At 64.7% G+C, this 19,367-nt stretch carries 17 protein-coding genes; 6 read left to right on the top strand and 11 right to left on the bottom strand.

Annotation, left to right across the window (positions count from 1 at the left end):
* Window positions 1-231 precede the first annotated feature (231 nt).
* Complete coding sequence (locus AC0SZ7_RS12435; protein WP_475504683.1) at window positions 232-1,062, top strand: oxidoreductase; 831 nt, start codon at window positions 232-234, stop codon at window positions 1,060-1,062.
* Here the strand turns inward: AC0SZ7_RS12435 and AC0SZ7_RS12440 are convergent.
* From AC0SZ7_RS12440 to AC0SZ7_RS12450, 3 genes are all read right to left on the bottom strand, one after another.
* Window positions 1,056-1,937: a LysR family transcriptional regulator gene (locus AC0SZ7_RS12440; protein WP_475504684.1), complete on the bottom strand. Its 882-nt coding sequence runs from the start codon at window positions 1,935-1,937 to the stop codon at window positions 1,056-1,058. The genes AC0SZ7_RS12435 and AC0SZ7_RS12440 overlap by 7 nt on opposite strands.
* Window positions 1,938-1,986: 49 nt before the next feature.
* Window positions 1,987-2,223 carry a DUF2790 domain-containing protein gene (locus AC0SZ7_RS12445; protein ID WP_475504685.1) on the bottom strand — a complete coding sequence of 79 codons (237 nt, stop codon included), beginning with the start codon at window positions 2,221-2,223 and terminating at the stop codon, window positions 1,987-1,989.
* A 206-nt stretch (window positions 2,224-2,429) separates the two neighbouring features.
* Window positions 2,430-4,823: a glucose/quinate/shikimate family membrane-bound PQQ-dependent dehydrogenase gene (locus AC0SZ7_RS12450; protein WP_475504686.1), complete on the bottom strand. Its 2,394-nt coding sequence runs from the start codon at window positions 4,821-4,823 to the stop codon at window positions 2,430-2,432.
* Window positions 4,824-5,137: 314 nt separating this feature from the next.
* Between AC0SZ7_RS12450 and AC0SZ7_RS12455 the strand changes: the two genes are divergently transcribed.
* A complete protein-coding gene (locus AC0SZ7_RS12455; RefSeq protein WP_475504687.1) occupies window positions 5,138-6,466 on the top strand; it encodes a delta-60 repeat domain-containing protein in 1,329 nt (442 codons plus the stop codon).
* Window positions 6,467-6,652: 186 nt separating this feature from the next.
* Here the strand turns inward: AC0SZ7_RS12455 and AC0SZ7_RS12460 are convergent, their stop codons facing one another.
* Window positions 6,653-7,789, bottom strand: a complete 1,137-nt coding sequence (locus AC0SZ7_RS12460) for a glycerate kinase (RefSeq protein ID WP_475504688.1) — start codon at window positions 7,787-7,789, stop codon at window positions 6,653-6,655.
* Window positions 7,790-7,883: 94 nt separating this feature from the next.
* Entirely contained in the window at window positions 7,884-8,990 is a 1,107-nt protein-coding gene (locus tag AC0SZ7_RS12465; RefSeq protein WP_475504689.1) for a sugar diacid recognition domain-containing protein, read from the bottom strand.
* Between the two features lie 150 nt (window positions 8,991-9,140).
* On the opposite strand from AC0SZ7_RS12465, the gene AC0SZ7_RS12470 reads away from it, so the two are divergent.
* Together AC0SZ7_RS12470 and AC0SZ7_RS12475 are read left to right on the top strand one after the other, a co-directional pair.
* Window positions 9,141-10,445 carry an MFS transporter gene (locus AC0SZ7_RS12470; protein WP_475504690.1) on the top strand — a complete coding sequence of 435 codons (1,305 nt, stop codon included), beginning with the start codon at window positions 9,141-9,143 and terminating at the stop codon, window positions 10,443-10,445.
* Window positions 10,446-10,588: 143 nt separating this feature from the next.
* Entirely contained in the window at window positions 10,589-11,233 is a 645-nt protein-coding gene (locus AC0SZ7_RS12475; RefSeq protein WP_475504691.1) for a helix-turn-helix domain-containing protein, read from the top strand.
* A gap of 27 nt (window positions 11,234-11,260) precedes the next feature.
* Here the strand turns inward: AC0SZ7_RS12475 and AC0SZ7_RS12480 are convergent, their stop codons facing one another.
* Window positions 11,261-11,614, bottom strand: coding sequence for an RES family NAD+ phosphorylase (locus AC0SZ7_RS12480; RefSeq protein ID WP_475504692.1), 354 nt, complete (start codon window positions 11,612-11,614; stop codon window positions 11,261-11,263).
* Window positions 11,615-11,938: 324 nt separating this feature from the next.
* Between AC0SZ7_RS12480 and AC0SZ7_RS12485 the strand changes: the two genes are divergently transcribed.
* Entirely contained in the window at window positions 11,939-12,946 is a 1,008-nt protein-coding gene (locus AC0SZ7_RS12485) for an aldo/keto reductase (RefSeq protein WP_475504693.1), read from the top strand.
* 88 nt (window positions 12,947-13,034) lie between these two features.
* Here the strand turns inward: AC0SZ7_RS12485 and AC0SZ7_RS12490 are convergent, their stop codons facing one another.
* The 5 genes from AC0SZ7_RS12490 to AC0SZ7_RS12510 form a co-directional block, all read right to left on the bottom strand.
* Window positions 13,035-14,054 carry a branched-chain amino acid aminotransferase gene (locus AC0SZ7_RS12490; protein ID WP_475504694.1) on the bottom strand — a complete coding sequence of 340 codons (1,020 nt, stop codon included), beginning with the start codon at window positions 14,052-14,054 and terminating at the stop codon, window positions 13,035-13,037.
* 102 nt (window positions 14,055-14,156) lie between these two features.
* Window positions 14,157-15,347, bottom strand: coding sequence for a glycoside hydrolase family 5 protein (locus AC0SZ7_RS12495; protein WP_475504858.1), 1,191 nt, complete (start codon window positions 15,345-15,347; stop codon window positions 14,157-14,159).
* A gap of 95 nt (window positions 15,348-15,442) precedes the next feature.
* Complete coding sequence (locus AC0SZ7_RS12500) at window positions 15,443-16,198, bottom strand: class II aldolase/adducin family protein (protein ID WP_475504695.1); 756 nt, start codon at window positions 16,196-16,198, stop codon at window positions 15,443-15,445.
* A gap of 184 nt (window positions 16,199-16,382) precedes the next feature.
* A complete protein-coding gene (locus AC0SZ7_RS12505) occupies window positions 16,383-17,702 on the bottom strand; it encodes an LLM class flavin-dependent oxidoreductase (RefSeq protein ID WP_475504696.1) in 1,320 nt (439 codons plus the stop codon).
* Between the two features lie 19 nt (window positions 17,703-17,721).
* Window positions 17,722-18,681 (bottom strand): ABC transporter substrate-binding protein, encoded by a 960-nt coding sequence (locus tag AC0SZ7_RS12510; protein ID WP_475504697.1) that lies wholly within the window; start codon window positions 18,679-18,681, stop codon window positions 17,722-17,724.
* A gap of 215 nt (window positions 18,682-18,896) precedes the next feature.
* On the opposite strand from AC0SZ7_RS12510, the gene AC0SZ7_RS12515 reads away from it, so the two are divergent.
* Window positions 18,897-19,367 (top strand): VOC family protein, encoded by a 471-nt coding sequence (locus AC0SZ7_RS12515; RefSeq protein WP_475504698.1) that lies wholly within the window; start codon window positions 18,897-18,899, stop codon window positions 19,365-19,367.

The raw sequence follows: 19,367 nt of genomic DNA on the forward strand, positions 1-19,367 counted from the left end.
AGATCCCTCACCGACAGATAGCAAGAAGCCATCACTCTTGCAAGCACTTAGCTAACTGTAGCCGCTGCCGCCAGGCTGCGCTGGCCGGTGTGAACCCTGAAGATCTTCAGTCCAGCGCAGCCTGGCGGCAGCGGCTACACCGCAGGATCAGGCAAAAGCGCAGGAGTTTTGGCGCTACGCAGGCCGCCCGCGCGGGGCTAGGCTGTGACAACCCCCTGAAGGAGCCTTGCCATGAGCCATAAAACCTTTCTGATTACCGGCGTCAGTTCCGGCTTCGGCCGTGCGTTCGCCCAGGCTGCGCTGGCGGCCGGGCATACCGTGATCGGCACCTTGCGCCGTGCCGACGCGGTAGCCGATTTCGAGCGCCTGCATGCCCACAACGCCCACGGTGTAGTGCTGGACGTGAGCGACTTCGCCGCCATCGAGCCTACTGTCAGCGGCCTGCTGGCCCGCCACGGCGCCATCGACGTGCTGGTCAACAACGCCGGCTACGGCCACGAAGGCACGCTGGAGGAGTCGCCGCTGAGCGAGCTGCAACGCCAGTTCGACGTCAACGTGTACGGTGCGGTGGCGATGATCAAGGCGGTGTTGCCGGGCATGCGCGAGCGGCGCAGCGGGCACATCATCAACGTCACCTCCATGGGCGGCATGATGACCCTGCCGGGCATCTCCTATTACCACGGCAGCAAGTTCGCCCTGGAAGGCATTTCCGAATCGCTGGCGCAGGAGGTTGAGCCGCTGGGCGTGAAGGTGACGGCCGTGGCGCCGGGCTCGTTCCGCACCGACTGGGCAGGCCGTTCAATGGTGCGCACGCACCGCAGCATCAAAGACTACGACACCCTGTTCGACCCTATTCGCCAGACCCGCGAGGCGCGCAGCGGCCACCAGCCGGGCGACCCGGACAAGGCCGCGCAGGCGCTGCTGGCCCTGGTGAACGCCGACAAGCCGCCCCGCCACCTGCTGCTGGGCGCGGACGCGCTGCAACTGGTGCGCGCCAAGCTCAAGGCGTTGCAGGCAGAAATTGACGAGTGGGAAAGCCTGTCGGCCAGCACCGGTTATTGAGGCAACTGCTGGAAGGCCTTGACCGCCTGCGCCACCACCGGCAGGCGGTCGCGTTCGGCCAGCCAGGCCAGCACCAGGCGTTCTTCGCTGGCAAGACCACTGACGCGGCGCTGGCGCAGCCCTTCCAGCGCCTGGTCGCCCGGCCACACCGGCAGCAGCGCCACCCCTGCCCCGGCCTTGGCCAAGGCCAGGGCTGCGGAAATATCGGAGCATTCGAAGGCCACCTCGGGCCGCAGTTTTGCTTCGCTGAACGCCTGTTGCACGCGCTCGTAGAAGCCGTGGCCCTGGCGCCGGCGCACCACGATCAGCGGCACCGTGGCAAGGTCGGCCAAGGTGCAGGCGTCGGTGTCCGGCAGCACCCCAGGCGTGGCTTCCACGGCGGCCAGGGTCAGCGCCTGCAAGGGTTCGGTGTGCAACAGCGGGTTGGTCACTGGCCACTGGCTGAGGGCAAAGTCCAGTTGGCGGGTTTGTAGCATGTCTTCCAGCGCCGCCGGTTCGGCGTGGTAAATCGAGAACAGCACCCCCGGCAGTTGCACCCGCAACTGGCCCACCACCCGCGCCAGGAAGGCGGCGCCCGAGGTCACCGTGCCGATGCTGACCTTGCCGCTGACGCCCTGGGCCAGGCCACGCATTTCGCCATCGATTTCATCCGCCAGGTTCAGCAGCTCGCAGGCCCGCCGGTACAGGTGCTGCCCGGCTTCGGTCACCAGCAACCCACGCCCCTGGCGCTCGAACAGTTGCAGGCCGTAGTCGGCCTCAAGGGCCTTGAGGTGTTGGCTGAGCGGCGGCTGGGCGATGTGCAGCGCCTCGGAGGCGGCGGCAATGGATTTACGCTCGACGATGGTCTTGAAATACAGCAGGTGGCGTAAATTCATGCAGGGCTCGGCGCAGGGGAAATGCGCCAAGGATAGCGGAAGCGCTGGCTTAGTTGGAGCAGCCTTTGCCCATCACGCGGTACACCAAGGAGTGGCGTTGGCCCTGGCTGTCTTCGTAGGTCATGGTCACGGGAACCACGGCACACACATCGGGAATGTCACCGGCATCGATGACCTTGGCGATGTCCAGTGGCTGGCCATAGCGGTAGGTTTGCGCGGGGTCGGCGTGGGCAGCCGTGGCGGCGAGGCCCAGGGTCAATGCGGCGAGGGTCAGCAGCTTGTTCATGATTGTTCTCCAAGTGTTTTTTCCTTGGAGACAGAGTAAGCAGCGAGCCGGGCTGCGAATATGACCGAAAAAGTCATGACCCATACACAAACCCCGTAGCAGCAACTTTGCTGTGTGGGAGCTGGCTTGCCAGCGAGCTTTTCGGGCCTCAACAGCTCGCTGGCAAGCCAGCTCCCACAGGACAGTTGTTGCTACGGGATGGTGGGTTACTTCGGCAGCGCGTACGCCATCACGTAGTCACCCTGTTTGGTGCCCAGCGAACCATGGCCGCCGGCGACCACCAGCACGTACTGGCGGCCGTCCTTGCCGGTGTAGGTCATGGGCGTGGTCTGGGCGCCGGCAGGCAGGCGCGCTTCCCACAGCTGCTTGCCGTTGCGCACGTCATAGGCGCGCAGGTACTGGTCCAGGGTGGCGCTCAGGAACGCCACGCCGCCCTTGGTCATGAAGGTGCCGCCCAGCGCGGGCACGCCCATGGTCAGTGGCAGCGGCACTGGCGAGTTGTCACGCACGGTGCCGTTCTTGTGTTTCCAGATCACTTGGTGGGTGGTCATGTCCACTGCCGCCACGTAACCCCAGGCGGGTGCCTGGCACGGCAGGTCCATGGGTGACAGGAAAGCGTTCATGATCACGCCATACGGCGCGCCCTTGTTGGCCTGGATGCCTTCGGTCTCGCTCTTGCGGGCCGGGCCACCTTCAACGTCCGACGCCGGTACCAGCTTGTCGACGAAGGCCATGTAGTTGGGGTTGACGAACATGATCTGGCGCTCGGGGTCCACCGACACACCGCCCCAGTCGAACACGCCGAAGTTGCCCGGGTACACCAGCGAGCCCTGCAGCGACGGCGGCGTGAACGGGCCGTCGTAGCGCAGTTTCTTGAAGTCGATGCGGCACAGCATCTGGTCGAACGGCGTCACGCCCCACATGTCGCGCTCGGTCATCACCGGCGGCATGAAGTTGAGCTGCGACTTGGGCTGGGTAGGCGCGGTGTGGTCACCCGGCACGGCGCCGCCCGGTACCGGCAGTTCGTCGATGGGCACGATGGGCTGGCCGTTGGTGCGGTCCAGCACGTAGACGCTGCCCTGCTTGGTGGACGCGATTACCGCAGGCTTGAGGCCGTCGGCGGTCTTGATGTCCATCAGGCTAGGCTGGCCGCCCACGTCCATGTCCCACAGGTCGTGGTGGGTGAACTGGTAAGTCCAGCGCACGTGGCCGGTGGCGATGTCCAGCGCGGTGACGCCGGCGCTGTATTTCTCTGCGGCCGCGCTGCGGTTGCCGCCCCACTGGTCAGGCATCTGGTTGCCCATGGGCAGGTACATCAGGCCCAGCTTCTCATCGACGCTGATCAGCGACCACATGTTTGGCGAGTTGCGCGTGTAGGTCTTGCCCGGGGCGATGGGCGTGGTGTCGTCGGGGTTGCCACTGTCCCAGTTCCACACCAGGTGGCCGTCGTGCACGTCGTAGGCACGCACTACGCCCGAGGGCTCGTCGGTGGAGACGTTGTCGGTAACGTGGCCGCCGATCACCACCAGGTCCTTGGTGACCGCAGGTGGCGAGGTGGAGTAGTAACCACCGGCGGTGAAGCTGCCGATGTTGGCGCGCAGGTCGACCTGGCCTTTGTCGCCAAAGCCTTCGCAGACCTTGCCGGTGTCGGCGTTCAGGGCGATCAGGCGGGTGTCGGCGGTGGGCAGGAACAGCCGGCGCGGGCAGGCGTTCGGCGCGGCGGCCGGGCTTTGCTCGCTGGCGGCGTAGGCGGCGTCATCGTGGTACGACACGCCACGGCAGGTCATGTGCGCCCAGCCCTTGAAGTTGGCGGCGTTCTGGGTGCTGATCTGCGGGTCGTAGCGCCAGATTTCCTTGCCGGTGTCCGGGTCCAGGGCAATGACCTTGCTGTGCGGCGTGCACACGTAGAGCATGCCGTTGACCTTCAGCGGGGTGTTCTCCGCAGTGGTTTCGCCCGGGTCGTTCGGGCCGGGGATGTCACCGGTGCGGTAGCTCCAGGCCGGCTGCAGCTTGTCGACGTTGGCCGGGGTGATCTGCGCCAAGGGCGAATAGCGGTCGCCGAAGGCGGTGCGGCCATAGGCCTGCCAGTCGCCGTCAGGCATGGCCGGAGCGGCGCTGGTGGTGCCGGCGGTTTCGCGGTTCAGTTCGCCCTTGATCTCGCCAGGGTTGGTGAACTGGCTGGCCACGGCGGCAGCGCCGGCCAGCACCACGGCCACGGTCAACGTGCCGTTGCCCAGCGCATACGGCACACCTTGCAGCAACGGGCGACGGAACCAGGGCAGCAACAGCACCAGGCCCAGCACGAACCACAGGGCCAGGCGCGGCACCAGTTGCCACCAGTCCAGGCCCACTTCCCACAGCGACCAGACGGTGCTGGCGAACAGTACCAACGCATACAACGGCAGCGCCGCACGGCGCCCGGCCAGCAGCAACACGCCGGTGAGCGCGATGCCGACGCCGCTCAACAGGTAATACAACGACCCACCCAGGCTGGCCAGCTTGACGCCGCCCGCCAGCAGGGCCAGGCCCATCAGCAGCATCACCACGCCGAGCAGGCTCGGCAGCAGGCGCTGCGTAGTGGAAGCACGTGCAGTGCTCATAATGCGTTTTCTCCAGAATGATGATGGCCCGCGACCACGCCCACGGGGGCGCCGCGACGACCTGATATTTTTATCGGAACGGTGTCAGCGCAGGGGCTGACCGAGAGATGACGCAAGGGGTGCAGCGGTATCAACGCTCATACGATGTCATACATTGGTGCGACATTGCATCGCACCAAAGTCTAATAAATTACCGGCAAGGCTTCTGGAATGGGGGTTATGGACGGTCGAGCGAGGTCACTGTCACTTCTAACAGGTTCGGTGTTGGGTCGAAAGGTAGACAGTTATGGCTCTACTCTCAGAGGCATAACTCCATGAACACTTCGACCTTAAACACACGCGGCAACGCCACGCTTGACCCGTCGTTTGCTGGCGGCATTGTTGATTTGCAGAGCTTGATGCCGGCTGATATAGAAATTACGGGTGCCGGCCCTTGCCTGGTATTGAAGGACCGCGGAATTCTTATCGCCGCGTCGATGAACGCAGCCAATCCCGACGCAGGGACCACGTTACTGATAAAGCTAACGCCCAATGGTGAGTTGGACATCTCATTCGGCGACGGCAAGGGGTACGTGATTGAACAGCATGCCCCTCCTCAAGCCCAGCTAATTCACTCGATGCAGCAGCTCGAAGATGACAAGATTGTGGTTGCGACAGTATTTTTCAATGACAAGACTGGCGAGGGAATCCCTTCGCTAGCCAGGTATTTCGCAGATGGCCGCGTGGATACTTCATTCAACGGTGGACGGTTGTTGATCACAGAGCTGCCAAGTTTCGACGCGGCAGGCACGTCGACACCAGAGGTTGCCCCATCGCCGAACGTTACTGCCCGGGGCGCCGAAACGGGGGGCACGCGTATTACCGTCCAAGAGACCGTCAACGGCGCCATTCTGGTTGCCTTTCGCCACGAGGACTATAAGCCCCCTTACATCGACCGCGACTATCTGATTCAGATTACCGCAGACGGCGCACTGGATCGTGAGTTCCAGCAGACCGGCTATACCCGAGTTACCTATGCACCTGATGTCTACATGCAGATAAATGGCTGCAAACAACTTGGGGATGGGAAAATCCTGGTCGCCGGCACAGTGAACAGTCGCGGTGCTTTGGCCAGGCTAACGGCTTACGGTGCCCTCGACACTACCTTCAACACCACGGGTTTCAAATTGGTCGAGGACGGTGCCACATCCGAGCTGACTGGGCTGTTCGTAACGGCGGGCGAGAAAATCAGGGTGTTTGGCAGGCGCCGACTGAGTGGTAAGCAGCGCCGAGACCAATTCGTGAGGGGGTACAACGCCGACGCCACTGACGATACGCAGTTTGAAACCACCTACCGTCTTTACGACGGTGATTTTGACGCCGGAGCTGGCGCCATTGACTCAACCCCGACCGATAACTACCTCTGGTGCTTATCCAGCGTCATTCGTTTCTCCGGAGGTAGCTTCACCGCACAAAGCCTGGTTTCACGCCTGCTGCCAAACGGCCAGCCCGACAGCACTTTTGGCGAGGATGGCTATTGGTTGATTCCAGATTCCTATATGGATCGGGGGCTTGCCGTGCAGAACGATCTGAAATGTATCGTGGTCACTCAGCAGCGGGACGGCAGCGATTCTCGTTTCAATGTGTACCGCTACCTGGTGTGATAAACACGAAATAGGCAACACCTGAAACCCGTAGCAGCAACTGTCTTGAAATGGCGTCGCCTGCATCGCGACTAAAGTCGGCTCCTACCCCGTTCGTGGTAGGAGCCGGCCTTGGCCGCGATGCAGGCGACGCGATTTATGCGGTATACGCATTCGCGTAGGAGCTGCCAAAGGCGGCGTCTGCCGTCAACCGCGCCCCAACGCCCACACCCGCGCGATATCGCGCGCGCGGTCGCGCAGCAGCGCGGCGGCGTGGCGGCAGGCGTGGTCCAGGGTCATGGGGCCGCTGGTGACGGCGAAGGCGGCGGTGACGCCGCAGGCGTACAGCTGCTCGTAGCCTTCGCCCAGGGTGCCGGCGATCACCAGCACCGGCACCTGGTGCGCCGCCGCAACGCGGGCGACGCCGAAGGGGGTCTTGCCGCGCAGGGTCTGGGCATCGAAGCGCCCTTCCCCGGTGATCACCAGGTCAGCGCCAATCACCGCCTGCTCAAGGCCGGTCAATTCGGCCACCACTTCCACGCCCGGGCGGAAGGTGGCGCCCAGGAACGCCTTGGCGGCAAAGCCCATGCCGCCGGCCGCACCCGCGCCAGGGGACTCACGCAGGTCGTGCCCGAGCGCTGCGGCGCTGTAGTCGGCAAAGTGGCCCAGCGCCGCGTCCAATTGCAGTACCTGCGCGGGGCTGGCGCCCTTCTGCGGGCCGAAGATGTGTGAAGCACCGTGGGGCCCGCACAACGGGTTGTCGACGTCGGCCGCCACCTCGAAGCGCACCTGGGCCAGGCGCGGGTCGAGACCGTGCAACGACAGCCGCGCCAACTGCGCCAGGGCCAGGCCGCCCTTGGCCAGCGGTTGTTCAGCCTCGCCGAACAGCTGCAGGCCCAGGGCGCGCAGCATGCCGGTGCCGGCGTCGTTGGTGGCGCTGCCGCCGATGGCCAGAATTACCCGCCGGGCACCAGCGTCCAGCGCCGCGCCAATCAGCTGGCCGGTGCCGTAGGTGCTGCTGGTGCAGGCGTCGCGCTGGTCGACCGGCACCAACTGCAGGCCGCTGGCCTCGGCCATTTCGATGATGGCCGTGGCGCTGTCGGCCAGCCAGCCCCAACGGGCCTGCACCGGGCTGCCCAGCGGGCCTTCCACGGTGAGGCTGCGCAACTCGCCGGCGCAGGCTGCCAAAATCGCCTCCATGGTGCCCTCGCCGCCATCAGCCATGGGGCACTGCACCAGTTCGGCCTGGGGCAAGGCCTGGGCCAGGCCTTCGGCGATGGCGGCGGCGACGCCAGCGGCGCTGAGGCTGTCCTTGAACGAGTCGGGGGCGATGACGATTTTCATGGGGGCTACTCCGGTTTTCTTGTAAGGCCCATGCTGCCAGTTGCCCGACGCGTCTGCGCCGGGCCTTTGCACAAGCGCAGGCGACCGTTGTTGTTCAAATGGACAAATCGCCGGGCAACAGCTGCACCCCCAGGTACAGGGTGAGCATGCCTTCCAGGCGGTTGGGGTCGATGCCGCTCAGCTCGGCGATGCGTTCCATGCGGTAGCGCAGGCTGTTGCGATGGATGCCCAGGGCGTCAGCGCAGGCCTGGCTCTGGCCGTCGTGTTCGCACCAGGCGCGCAGGGTCGCCAACAGTTGGCCGCTGGCGTCCTTGGCGATGACCTTGTGCAGCGGCCCCAGCCATTCGTCCAGGCTGTCGTCACTGCGGTGGCGCCACAGCATCGCCGGCAGGCGGTAGCGCGCCAGCGGCAGGCTGCGGCGCTGGGGCACGATGTCACGGCCGTAAGCCAGCAGGTCGCGCACCCAACGGTAGCCACGCCGCAGGCCGGCCAGGTCGTCGGCCGGCTCGCCCAGCGCCAGGCGCTGCACCGGCCAGCCCTGGGCTTCAAGCTTGTCCAGCAGCCGCGCCTCATCTAGGCTGACGCTGGCCGGGCGGCACCACAGCAGCGAGCCGGCCGCGGGGCTCACGCACCAGCTGTCCGGGTAGCGGCTCAGCAGCCAGGCCGCCAGCGCCTCGGTGCTTTGCGCCGCCTTGAGTTCGAACAGGCAGGGGGTGCGCGGCAGCTGCGGCTTGAGGCCCATCTGCCGGGCCTCGTCCAGCAGCCGCGGCGACTCACCGCTGCCGCCCAGCAGCAAGGCCAGCAGATCGTCGCAACGCTGGCGGCGCCAATGCTGCTCCACCTGCAGGCGGCGCTGGCCCAGCAGCATTTCGGCGGTCATGCGCACCAGTTCGCCGTAGGTGCGCAACTGCGCCGGGTCGCCGGTCAGGCCCAGCACGCCGATCAGCCGGCCGTCCAGCAGCAGCGGCAGGTTCACCCCCGGCTGCACGCCCTTCAAGCACTGCGCTGCCTGGGCGTCCAGTTCCACCACGCGGCCGTTGGCCAACACCAGTTGGGCGCCTTCGTGGCGGGTATTGATGCGCTCCGGCTCGCCACTGCCCAGAATCAGGCCCTGGCTGTCCATGACGTTGACGTTGCACGGCAGAATGGCCATGGCGCGGTCGACAATGTCTTGCGCCAGGTCATGATCGAGTTCGAACATAGCGGGAATAGTCCTGTTCACATCTGTAGAGTCGCACAGCCTGGGCGGCGCGTTGCTGTGCAAACGCACAAAGACACTGCCACGCGCCTCGCCGACACTCAAGGGTGGCTCACGATAGCCGCAAATAACATAAAAACAGAGAGAAACCCCATGTCTACAACCACCGCCCTTGACCACGGCACCCCAGGCGTCAGGGACGCTGTGTACCGGCGCATCACCCTGCGGCTGATCCCCTTCATCTTCATCTGCTACCTGTTCAACTACCTGGACCGGGTGAACGTCGGCTTCGCCAAGCTGCAGATGCTCGATGCCCTGAAGTTCAGCGAAACCATCTACGGCCTTGGCGCCGGGATCTTTTTCATCGGCTACGTATTGTGCGGCCTGCCGAGCAACCTGGCGCTCACCCGCTTCGGCCCGCGGCGCTGGATCGCGCTGATGATGCTGGCCTGGGGCGGCCTGTCGACCTGCCTGCTGTTCGTCACCACGCCGATGGAATTCTACGTGCTGCGGCTGTTCACCGGTGCTGCCGAGGCCGGGTTCTTCCCGGGTATCGTGCTGTACCTTTCGCAGTGGTTCCCCGATGCGCGCCGGGGGCGGATCATGGCGCTGTTCATGTCCGCCATCCCGGCGTCGGGCCTGCTGGGCAGCCCGTTCTCGGGCTGGATTCTCAACCACTTCGCCGTCGGCCAGCACGGCCTGGCTGCCTGGCAGTGGATGTTCCTGATCCAGGGCATCCCGACCATGGTGCTGGGCGTCATGGCCTACTTCCTGCTCAGCGACAGCTTCGCCAAGGCCACCTGGCTCACGCCGCAACAGCGCGCGGTGGTGGAAGCCGACCTCGCCGAAGACGCACGCAGCAAGCCGGCGCAACAGCGTGAATCGCTGGGCGCAGTGTTCGCCACACCGTTGATCTGGGTGCTGGGCTTCATCTACTTCTGCATCCAGAGCGGCGTCTACGCCATCAACTTCTGGCTGCCGTCGATCATCAAGAACCTGGGCTTCAGCGACGCCCTGGTGATTGGCTGGCTGAGCGCCATTCCGTACCTGCTGGCGGGCATTTTCATGCTGCTGGTGGGCCGCTCGGCCGACCTGCGCAACGAGCGCCGCTGGCATTTGGTGGTACCGATGCTGATGGGGGCCATCGGCCTGGTCATCGCCGTGAACTTCGCCGCCACCCCGGCCATCGCCATCGTCGGCCTGAGCATCGCCACCATGGGCGCCCTCACCGGCCTGCCGATGTTCTGGCCGCTGCCCACCGCCTTCCTCAGCGCCGGCGTGGCCGCCGGGGGCCTGGCGATCATCAACTCCGTGGGCCAGATGGCTGGCTTCCTCAGCCCCTACATCGTCGGTTTCATCAAGGACCAGACCGGTTCGACCGATGCCGCGCTGTATGCGCTGGCGGGGTTGATCGTGGTGGGTAGCGTGGTGGCGTGGAAGGTGGCGGGCAAGCGCTGAGACGAACCCGTTCCTGACACCATCACGCTGGGCGGCGTTCGACCTCACGGGCGCCGCTGCTGTTCGTAGCGCAACAATGATCAAGATTGACGATTTACAGAATAAGTATTAAATTAAAACGTCAACAAGGCAGGATCATCTCCATGAAGCTTGCGAGCCCGCTGCAGCAAATCACCGAAGAACTGGAGAGCACGGCGGCAGCCTTCTCCGGTGCGACGGGCATATCCGTTCGCCTCCTGAAACTGGTCAAGAATGTGCTCGACCAATGGGCCGAGAACAAGACGCTAGACGACGTCGGCTCACTCACCGATAACGAACTGCTGTGCCGCTTCGCCGTCAGTGGTGCCATTACCGGCGCACAGGAATCGCGCGAAGCACGCAAGCTCGCTAGAAGAGCTGCCGCTAAAATCGAGTTCCTTGATGGCTTGGAACAGCACGGCGGCATTTTGAAGACCCAGGCGGTGGCGAAGCTTCTCCAGGTCAGCAGGCAGACGGTGAACAACCATGTGCAGAAAGGGAAACTGCTGGTCATTCAGGAGGGCAACGACTACTGCTACCCCGCATTTCAATTCACCGAGGCAGGGAAACTGCCTTGCCTTGAAGAAGTGCTGGCAGCCTTGGGCGACAAAAGTGCCGAGAGCATCTGCACGTTTTTCCTGAATCCCATTGCCGTGGGTGATGGTAAGCAGGGGCTACCTTACACCCTGCTGAAACAAGGGGCGTCCGAGTCGGTTGTTCGAGACATCTTGCGCGAGGCTCGTTTGTTCATGAGCGGCACGCCGAGTTGATGAGCCCTGCGGCTAAGGATGCTTTGGTCAAATGACTCGGTATCCCAGTATTTCGGTGAGCATTTCCTCCACGTCCATCACTGAATCCGAACCTTCGTCCCTTGACTCAAACTCCGCACAGTTGGTCATCTTCAAGGTTTTCACCACCGCTGCGCCCTCCGGCATAAGCCACAATGCATAGCACGCCCCCTGGGGGTGGTGGCGCGATTCATAGGCTATTCCGTCATAGCGGCCCCGGTTCAAGCGACATAAAACGCGAACTATTTCCTGCGTGAGTGCGTAATCAGGCCCGGTCACTTCATCCACGGTCCGCCCCAACTTCGAAAGACACGCCTTGAGATCCAGCAATCGCGTATTTCTTGTCGTTGCCACCAGGCACATAAGGCTATAGTGTCGGCGGCAATTTCCAAGAGGCACAGCTTGCCTTCGCAATCGAGTCTGACGAGGATTTCTTCGATAGTTTCATTGCTCATGGGCAGGACAGGATTCGAGAGGTGGCAAGAGGGTAAGCGCGCCGGTCAGGCATCACAAGACACCGGAGGCCTTACCCTGGCAAATCAGAAATGTCCTACATCTGGATCGTTGGAAGACGTCGTTGTAGCAGCGGCCGCAAGGCCGCGTCAGGGCCCCCACACAGGTTTCAGGTGCGCACCCTGCCCCCTTGCAGTACCTTTGCCCCCACACCATCGCAAAGGGATGCCACCGATGATTTACCGCGCACTGGGCCACAGTGGCCTGAAAGTCTCCGCCCTGACCCTGGGCACCATGATGTTCGGCGAGCAGACGGCCACCGAGGACGCCCTGCATATCATCGACAAGGCCTGGGGCCAGGGCATCAACTTCATCGACAGCGCCGACGTCTACAACAGCGGCCGCAGCGAAGAAATCGTCGGCGAGGCAATTGCCCGCAACCGTCATGACTGGGTGTTGGCCACCAAGGTCGGCTTCGGCCCGGCCGATGGCGTGCCTAACCGCAGCGGCCTGAGCCGCAAGCATATCTTCAACGGCGTGGAAGCCAGCCTGACCCGCCTGGGCACCGACTACATCGACCTCTACTACCTGCACCGCGATGACCTGAATACGCCGCTGGAGGTGACCGTCAGCGCCATCGGCGACCTGTTGCGCCAGGGCAAGATCCGCCACTGGGGCGTGTCCAATTTCCGTGGCTGGCGCCTGGCCGAGATCGTCAACGTGGCCCAGCGCCTGGGCGTGGACAAACCGGTGGCCAGCCAGCCGCTGTACAACATCGTCAACCGCCAGGTGGAAACCGAGCAGCTCACCGCCGCAGCCTACCATGGCCTGGGCGTGGTGCCCTTCAGCCCGCTGGCCCGTGGCGTGCTCAGCGGCAAGTACGCCCCAGGCAAGGCGCCCGAGGCCGGCAGCCGCGCCGCGCGCCAGGACAAGCGCATCCTGGAGACCGAATGGCGCGACGAGTCGCTGCACATTGCCCGCAAGATTCAGGAATATACGGCCGCCAAGGGCGTGGGGATTGTCGAGTTTGCGATTGCCTGGGTGCTGAACAACCAGCTGGTCAGCTCGGCCATCGTCGGGCCGCGCACCGAGGCGCAATGGGATACCTACAGCGGCGCGCTGGAGGTGAAGATCACGGCGGAAGATGAAGCGTTCATCGACAGCCTGGTAACGCCGGGGCATCCGTCGACGCCGGGTTACAACGACCCCGGCCATTTCGTCACCGGCCGGGTCACCGCGTAACCCCGTAGCAGCGGCCGCCCGGCCGCGTCCGGCGCCAGCGCGAAGTTGGCCCCGGACGCGGCCTGGTGGCCGCTGCTACGGGTCTACATCAGGCCTTGACGATCCAGCCCGCTGGCGCTTCAACGTCGCCGTGCTGGATGCCGGTCAGCTCGTTGTAGAGCTTCACGGTCACCGGGCCCACGCTTTCCAGGCTGTGGAACACGTGCAGCTTGTCGTTGTACTGGATGCCGCCGATGGGCGAGATGACCGCGGCGGTACCGCAGGCGCCGGCTTCCTTGAACTGGCCCAACTGGTCGACGAACACGTCGCCTTCCACCACTTTCAGGCCCAGGCGGGTTTCCGCCAGTTCCATCAGCGACAGGCGGGTGATGCCTGGCAGTACCGACGGCGACTTGGGCGTGACGAACTCGTTGTTCTCGGTGATGGCGAAGAAGTTGGCCGAACCGACTTCCTCGATTTTCGAGTGGGTCAGCGGGTCCAGGTAGATGCAGTCGGCGAAGTTATGCTTCTTGGCATCGGCACCCGGCAGCAGGCTGGCAGCGTAGTTGCCACCCACCTTGGCGGCGCCGGTGCCTTGTGGGGCGGCGCGGTCGTAGGTGGAGATGGAGAAGTTGTGCGGCTTCAGTCCGCCCTTGAAGTAGGCACCCACCGGCACGGCGAATACCGAGAAGATGAACTCGGGTGCGGTGCGCACGCCGATGTTGTCACCCACGCCGATGACGAACGGGCGCAGGTACAGGGCGCCGCCCGAACCGTACGGCGGGATGAACTTCTCGTTGGCACGAACGACCTGCTTGCAGGCCTCGATGAACATGTCGGTTGGCACGTGCGGCATCAGCAGGCGCGAGCAGCTGCGCTGCATGCGGGCGGCGTTCTGGTCCGGGCGGAACAGGTTGATCGAGCCGTCCTTGCAGCGGTAGGCCTTGAGGCCCTCGAAGCACTGCTGGCCGTAATGAATGGCGGTCGAACCTTCGGCAATGTGCAGGACGTTGTCTTCGGTCAGGGTGCCTTCCTGCCAGGCGCCGTCGCGCCAGGTGGCCAGGAAGCGCAGATCAGTCTTGATGTAGTCGAAACCCAGGGTGTCCCAGTTTATGCCAGCGCCGCTCATGATGCCCTCTACAGATGATCGCAAGGATTCAATTCGTTGATCAGGCGACAAAGATACGGCGCCAGATGGCCTGCGGCAAGCGCGTCTTGGCGCCTTTGCCGCCTAGGAGGCCGAAGGTGCGGCAAGGCGCCGCAGGATCGGCTCGAATTCCGCGGTGGGCTGGCGTGGCAGCGGGTCGGGTTCGCCCTTGTCGATGGCCTGCCAGTAGCGCCACGGCACCTTGGCGCTGCCCAGTTCGTAGTCCATGCCGTCCCAGCTGTCTTCGCGGAAGCTGTAGAACGCCCAGTGCACCTGCTGGCGGTCCAGCACCGTCAACACGTCCTCCAGGTACTGGCGGCAACCGGGCAGCTGGCGCATGCAGCCGAATTCGCCCACCACCAGGCGCTGGCGCGGCACCCCTGCCCGCTCGGCCCAGGCCAGCGGCCGTTGCAGGTAGCTGGCGACGCGCTGGGCGTTCCAGGTCAGTGACTGGCCGGCAAAGGGCGCCGGGCCGGGATAGGCATAGGGCGTGGCGCGCTTGATGTTCGGCGCGCTGGTGGCCTCGTAGGGCTCGTACATGTGCACGCTGTACAGCAGGCGCGTGTCGCTCAGGGCCTTGGGCCAGTATTCGAAACTGTCGGCGGCGGCGTACCAGCCGGCGTCGAGCATGATGGGGGTGTGCGGGTCCACCTCGCGCACGGCGGTCACCAGTTGTTCATAGAACGCTGGCAGGTCGCGTGCGGTGCCTTGGGCCTTGGCGTACCAGGCGTGCATCGCGGCGGCACCGGCGTGCTCCAGCAGGCCGCCGCGCTTTTCCGGGGCCGGCTCGTTGATCAGGTTGTAGCCAGCCACCGCCGGGTGGTCCTTGAGGGCCGCGGCCAGGTCGCGCCAGTAGGCGGCGCTTTGCGCCCACCAGGCCTTGTCCTGCCACAGGCGGTCATCGAAACGGTCGCCGTTGTTCTGCGACCAGCGCATGCCGGGCAGGGACAGCGGTGTGATCACCACCTTGAGGCCCGCCGCGTGGGCGCGGTCGAGACTGGAGATGAGGGTGCGCAGGTCATTTTCGACCAGCCCGTCGTAATGGTCGGCGCTGCCCAGCAGGAAGTCGCGCCCGCCGGTCTGCCATTTGTCCCAGGACAGCCGCACCCAGCCGGCGCCATAGCCGCCCAGGGCCTGGTAATACTCGGCAGTGGGTGGCAGGCGGTTGAAGCTGTTGCCGCCGTGACGGGGGGCAGTGTCCCAGAATTCGATCAAGTCAGCGGCACTGGCCGGCAACGATAGGCCGGCCAGCAACCCGGCTACCAAGGGGAACATTCTCACAAGCGCTTACCTTTGTTCTTATAGGCGAAGAACCGTAAGCCTACGTGAACCTTCCCCTTGGGGCAGGCACCGAAGTGTGACCTGAATTGTCAGGAGCAGTAGGAGGCGCGCTGATCCTCGATCAGGGTCAACGCCGCCGCCCATGCCATGTTGATGATCTGCTCGACGCCGTCGCTTTCGAATTGTTTCGCCGTGTGTGCACACACCTCCGGCGCCGGGTAAACCAGCTTGCTGCCGCCCGCCAACGCCTGCACCTGGGCCTGGCAGGCGCGCTCCAGGAAATGAATTTCGTGGAACGCTTCGGCGACGCTGCCGCCACCGGCCAGCAGGCCATGGTTGCGCAAAATCATCGCGCGGTGCGGGCCCAGGTCGGCAATCAGCCGCTCGCGCTCGTCCAGGGACAAGGCGATGCCTTCGTAGGTGTGGTACGCCAGCTTGCCGTAGAACTTCAACGCGTGCTGGCTGATGGGCAGCAGGCCCTGCTCCTGGGCCGACACGGCGATGCCGGCGGCGGTGTGGGTGTGAATCACGCAGGCCAGGTCCGGGCGTGCCATGTGGATGGCCGAGTGGATGACGAAGCCTGCAGCGTTCACAGGCACCTGCGCACAGGCCGGGTCCACGGCCTTGCCGTGCTGGTCGATGAGCACCAGGTCGCTGGCGCGCATGCGGTCGAACAGCACGCCGTAGCGGTTGATCAGGAAATGATGCTCGGGGCCTGGCACGCGCAGGGTCAGGTGCGTGTCGATCAGGTCGGTCATGCGAAAATGGGCGATCATGCGGTACAGCGCGGCAAGCTCACAGCGAGCATGCCATTCGGTGTCGCTGACGGTGAGGGGCTGAGCCATGGGAGTCCTCCTGGGGCGGTGGCACTTTCCATAGTAATGCCGTTTGCAGGGGGTGCCAGGAGGATTGATGGCGCTGTTGATGCCTTATACATGCCCGTAGCAGCTGCCGCAGGCTGCGTCCGGCGGGGTGCCTGGCGCACCGGGTTGGGCCGGGACGCGGCCTGCGGCCGCTGCTACGGGGGAATTAGCGTGGGTTGCGGGGGATGGCCAGGCCCAGGTTTTCGCGCAGGGTGGTGCCGGGGTATTCGCGCCGGTACACACCGCGTTCCTGCAGCAGCGGCACCACCTCCTGGGTAAAGCGGCGGAACTGCCCCGGGTGGCCAATGTAGATGTTGAAGCCGTCCACCGCCCGCGCCTCGAACCATTCGGCCATCTTCGCCGCCACGGTTTCGGCGGTGCCCACGAAGGCGCCGGGGCGCAGTTGGCGCGAGGCCTGCACGGCCTGGCGCAGGGTGAGGTTGGCGGCCACGGCGTTGTCGGTGATGCGCTTGGCCACGGTGAAGAAGCTGCTGCGGGCAAACTCCAGGGCCTGGGCCGGGAATGGCGCGTCGAGGTCGTAATGGCTGAAGTCATGCCAGCCGAATGAACGGCCGAACTCCAGCAGCGCCTGCTCGAAGCTGTGATCGCTGTCATGGTAATGACGCTCCAGCGCCCGCGCCTGCTCGTCGGTGTCGCCCACGAACACCTCGGCACCCGGCAGCACCAGCACCTGTTCCGGGTCGCGGCCCTGGCGCACGGCGCGTTCCTTTATCTCGCGGTAGAACGCCTGGCCTTGTTCCAGGCTGGGTGCGTGGGTGAACACCACGTCGGCAATGGCCGCGCCCAGCTCCCTGCCCTGCTCCGAGTCGCCGGCCTGGAAAATCACCGGCTGGCCCTGGGGCGAACGCTGCAGGTTGAGCGGCCCCACCACGGAAAAATGCTCGCCCTTGTGGTTCAGCGCGTGCAGCTTGGCCGGGTCGAAATAGCGGCCGGTGCTGCGGTCACGCACAAAGGCGTCGTCTTCCCAACTTTGCCACAGGCCCTGCACTACCTGCACGTGTTCCTTGGCGCGGCCGTAGCGGGTGTCGTAATCGTAGTGCTCGTCGCGGCCATAGTTGCCGGCAGTGCCGGCGTCGCCGCTGGTGACCACGTTCCAGCCGGCGCGGCCCTTGCTGATCAAGTCCAGCGAGGCCAGGCGCCGGGCCACGTTGAACGGCTCGTTGTACGAGGTGGTCAGGGTGCCCACCAGGCCAATATGGCGGGTGGTCACGGCCAGCGCCGACAGCAGCGTCAGCGGCTCCAGGCGGTTGAGGTAATGGGGTGGCGAGCCGGGGGTGATGAACTGGCTGTCGACGATGAAAATCAGGTCGAACAGCGCGGCTTCCGCCTGGCGGGCGATGTCGATGTACCAGTCGATGTTGACGCTGGCGTCGGCCGGCAGTTCGGGGTCCAGCCACAGGTTGTGGCGGCCGGGGCCGCCAACGCCCATGGTCAGGGCGCCGAGTTTCAGGGTGCGGGTGCTCATGGCGACGATCCTTGCAGGGTTATGGCGCGGCCTGGGCCGTGGCGGGTTGCTGCACGGCAGCGTTGAAGGAGGTGTCGAACAGGCTGGCGGCCGGGTAGGACTTGATCAGCCCCAGGCCGCTGAAGAAGTCGATGGTCTGCTGGGCGGCGGCGATGTTCTGCGCGGTCACCGGGCCGACGTCGGTCTTGGCGCGGCTGAACCAGGCACGGGCAATGTCCTTGTCGGCGCGGGTGCGCTCGGCCCAGGCGTCGGCGTAGGCCTCGTTGTGGGCCGGGTCGCTGACGCTCCATTCACGGGCCTTTTTCAGGCGTTGCAGGAAGTCGTTGATGGCGGCACGTTTTTCCTCGCGTGAATGCTCGTTGGCGACCACGAAACTCTGGGCCGGAATCAGCCCCTGGGCGGTGGCGATCACGCGGCCACCGGCACGCTCCTGCTGGGTGACGTAGGGTTCCCAGGTGGCGATGACGTCGACGCTGCCGCCGTCCAGCGCGTGGGAGGCGTCGAGGGCGCTGAGGTAACGGATGTCCACGGCATCGCGCGGCACGCCGGCCTTGTCCAAGGCGCTGAACAGCAGTTGCTGGCTCCACGAGCCCTTCCAGATGGCCACGCGCTTGCCGCGGATGTCGGCGATGGTCTTGATGGGCGAATTCTTGCCGACCACGATGGCGACGCCGTCGAGGCTCTGCTGGGTTACTGCAATCACCTTGATGGGCGCGCCCAGGGCGCCGAGGAACAGCGGCGGCGCGTCGCCCAGCAGGCCCAGGTCCAGGCTGCCGGCGTTCAACGCTTCGGCCACCGGCGAACCGGCGGTGAACTGCTTCCACTCCAGGGTATAGGGCAGGTCGTTGAGCACGCCGGCAGCGTCCATCACGGCGCGGGTGTTGTAGCTCTGGTCACCCACGGTCAGGGTCAGGGCCGAGGCGCCCAGGCTGATGGACGCGGCCAGCGCGGCGGCGGCCAGTTTGACTAATGTGCGCAAGGCAATCTCCTGGGAAGCGGTTATATGTAAATGGCCTGTAGAAACCAATGCTTATAAGCTAACTACCCGCACGTCATTTGTGAAATTCATTTTAGACATAACCTAATATGATTATTTTGCATCTAATGCTAGCCATTCATGCGGGTGCTCTACACTGAAGGGGTTGTTCCCTGCTCATTCACTGCCGCGCGATGGGCCGGCACAGGAGGAAGGAAATGGCCGTCAAAGCAATCCCCGATGGACAACACAGCATCACCGCCTACCTCGCCCTGGATGGCGCGGCCAAGGCCATCGAGTTCTACCAGAAGGCCTTCGGCGCCACCGAGGTGTTCCGCCTGGAGGCGCCCGGCGGGCAAGTGGGCCATGCCGAACTGCGCATCGGCGATTGCGCGCTGATGCTCGCCGACACCTGCGACCAGGGCCCGCTGGGGCCCATTGCCGGTGAGCACAAGGCGCCGGTGGGCCTGCACCTGTACGTGCAGGACGCCGACGCGGTGTTCGCCCAGGCCTTGGCTGCGGGCGCCACCCAGGTGTATGAAGTGAAGGATCAGTTCTATGGCGACCGCTCAGGTACACTGCGCGATCCGTTCGGCAATGTCTGGTTCGTGGCCACCCACAAGGAAGACCTGACGCCCGAGCAAATCCATCAACGTGCAGCGGCCATGTTTGGCCAGGGACCTGCCTGA

The sequence above is a fragment of the Pseudomonas sp. JC1203 genome, from assembly GCF_056175065.1.

Excerpts from the sequence above, each read along its gene's own strand:
- AC0SZ7_RS12515 (WP_475504698.1), top strand. The coding sequence starts at position 18,897 with ATGGCCGTCAAAGCAATCCCCGATGGACAACACAGCATCACCGCCTAC.
- AC0SZ7_RS12460 (WP_475504688.1), bottom strand. The coding sequence starts at position 7,789 with ATGAAAATCGTCATCGCCCCCGACTCGTTCAAGGACAGCCTCAGCGCC.
- AC0SZ7_RS12490 (WP_475504694.1), bottom strand. The coding sequence starts at position 14,054 with ATGAGCGGCGCTGGCATAAACTGGGACACCCTGGGTTTCGACTACATC.
- AC0SZ7_RS12485 (WP_475504693.1), top strand. The coding sequence starts at position 11,939 with ATGATTTACCGCGCACTGGGCCACAGTGGCCTGAAAGTCTCCGCCCTG.
- AC0SZ7_RS12445 (WP_475504685.1), bottom strand. The coding sequence starts at position 2,223 with ATGAACAAGCTGCTGACCCTCGCCGCATTGACCCTGGGCCTCGCCGCC.
- AC0SZ7_RS12475 (WP_475504691.1), top strand. The coding sequence starts at position 10,589 with ATGAAGCTTGCGAGCCCGCTGCAGCAAATCACCGAAGAACTGGAGAGC.
- AC0SZ7_RS12500 (WP_475504695.1), bottom strand. The coding sequence starts at position 16,198 with ATGGCTCAGCCCCTCACCGTCAGCGACACCGAATGGCATGCTCGCTGT.
- AC0SZ7_RS12455 (WP_475504687.1), top strand. The coding sequence starts at position 5,138 with ATGAACACTTCGACCTTAAACACACGCGGCAACGCCACGCTTGACCCG.
- AC0SZ7_RS12495 (WP_475504858.1), bottom strand. The coding sequence starts at position 15,347 with ATGTTCCCCTTGGTAGCCGGGTTGCTGGCCGGCCTATCGTTGCCGGCC.
- AC0SZ7_RS12450 (WP_475504686.1), bottom strand. The coding sequence starts at position 4,823 with ATGAGCACTGCACGTGCTTCCACTACGCAGCGCCTGCTGCCGAGCCTG.
- AC0SZ7_RS12505 (WP_475504696.1), bottom strand. The coding sequence starts at position 17,702 with ATGAGCACCCGCACCCTGAAACTCGGCGCCCTGACCATGGGCGTTGGC.
- AC0SZ7_RS12470 (WP_475504690.1), top strand. The coding sequence starts at position 9,141 with ATGTCTACAACCACCGCCCTTGACCACGGCACCCCAGGCGTCAGGGAC.
- AC0SZ7_RS12465 (WP_475504689.1), bottom strand. The coding sequence starts at position 8,990 with ATGTTCGAACTCGATCATGACCTGGCGCAAGACATTGTCGACCGCGCC.
- AC0SZ7_RS12480 (WP_475504692.1), bottom strand. The coding sequence starts at position 11,614 with ATGTGCCTGGTGGCAACGACAAGAAATACGCGATTGCTGGATCTCAAG.
- AC0SZ7_RS12440 (WP_475504684.1), bottom strand. The coding sequence starts at position 1,937 with ATGAATTTACGCCACCTGCTGTATTTCAAGACCATCGTCGAGCGTAAA.
- AC0SZ7_RS12435 (WP_475504683.1), top strand. The coding sequence starts at position 232 with ATGAGCCATAAAACCTTTCTGATTACCGGCGTCAGTTCCGGCTTCGGC.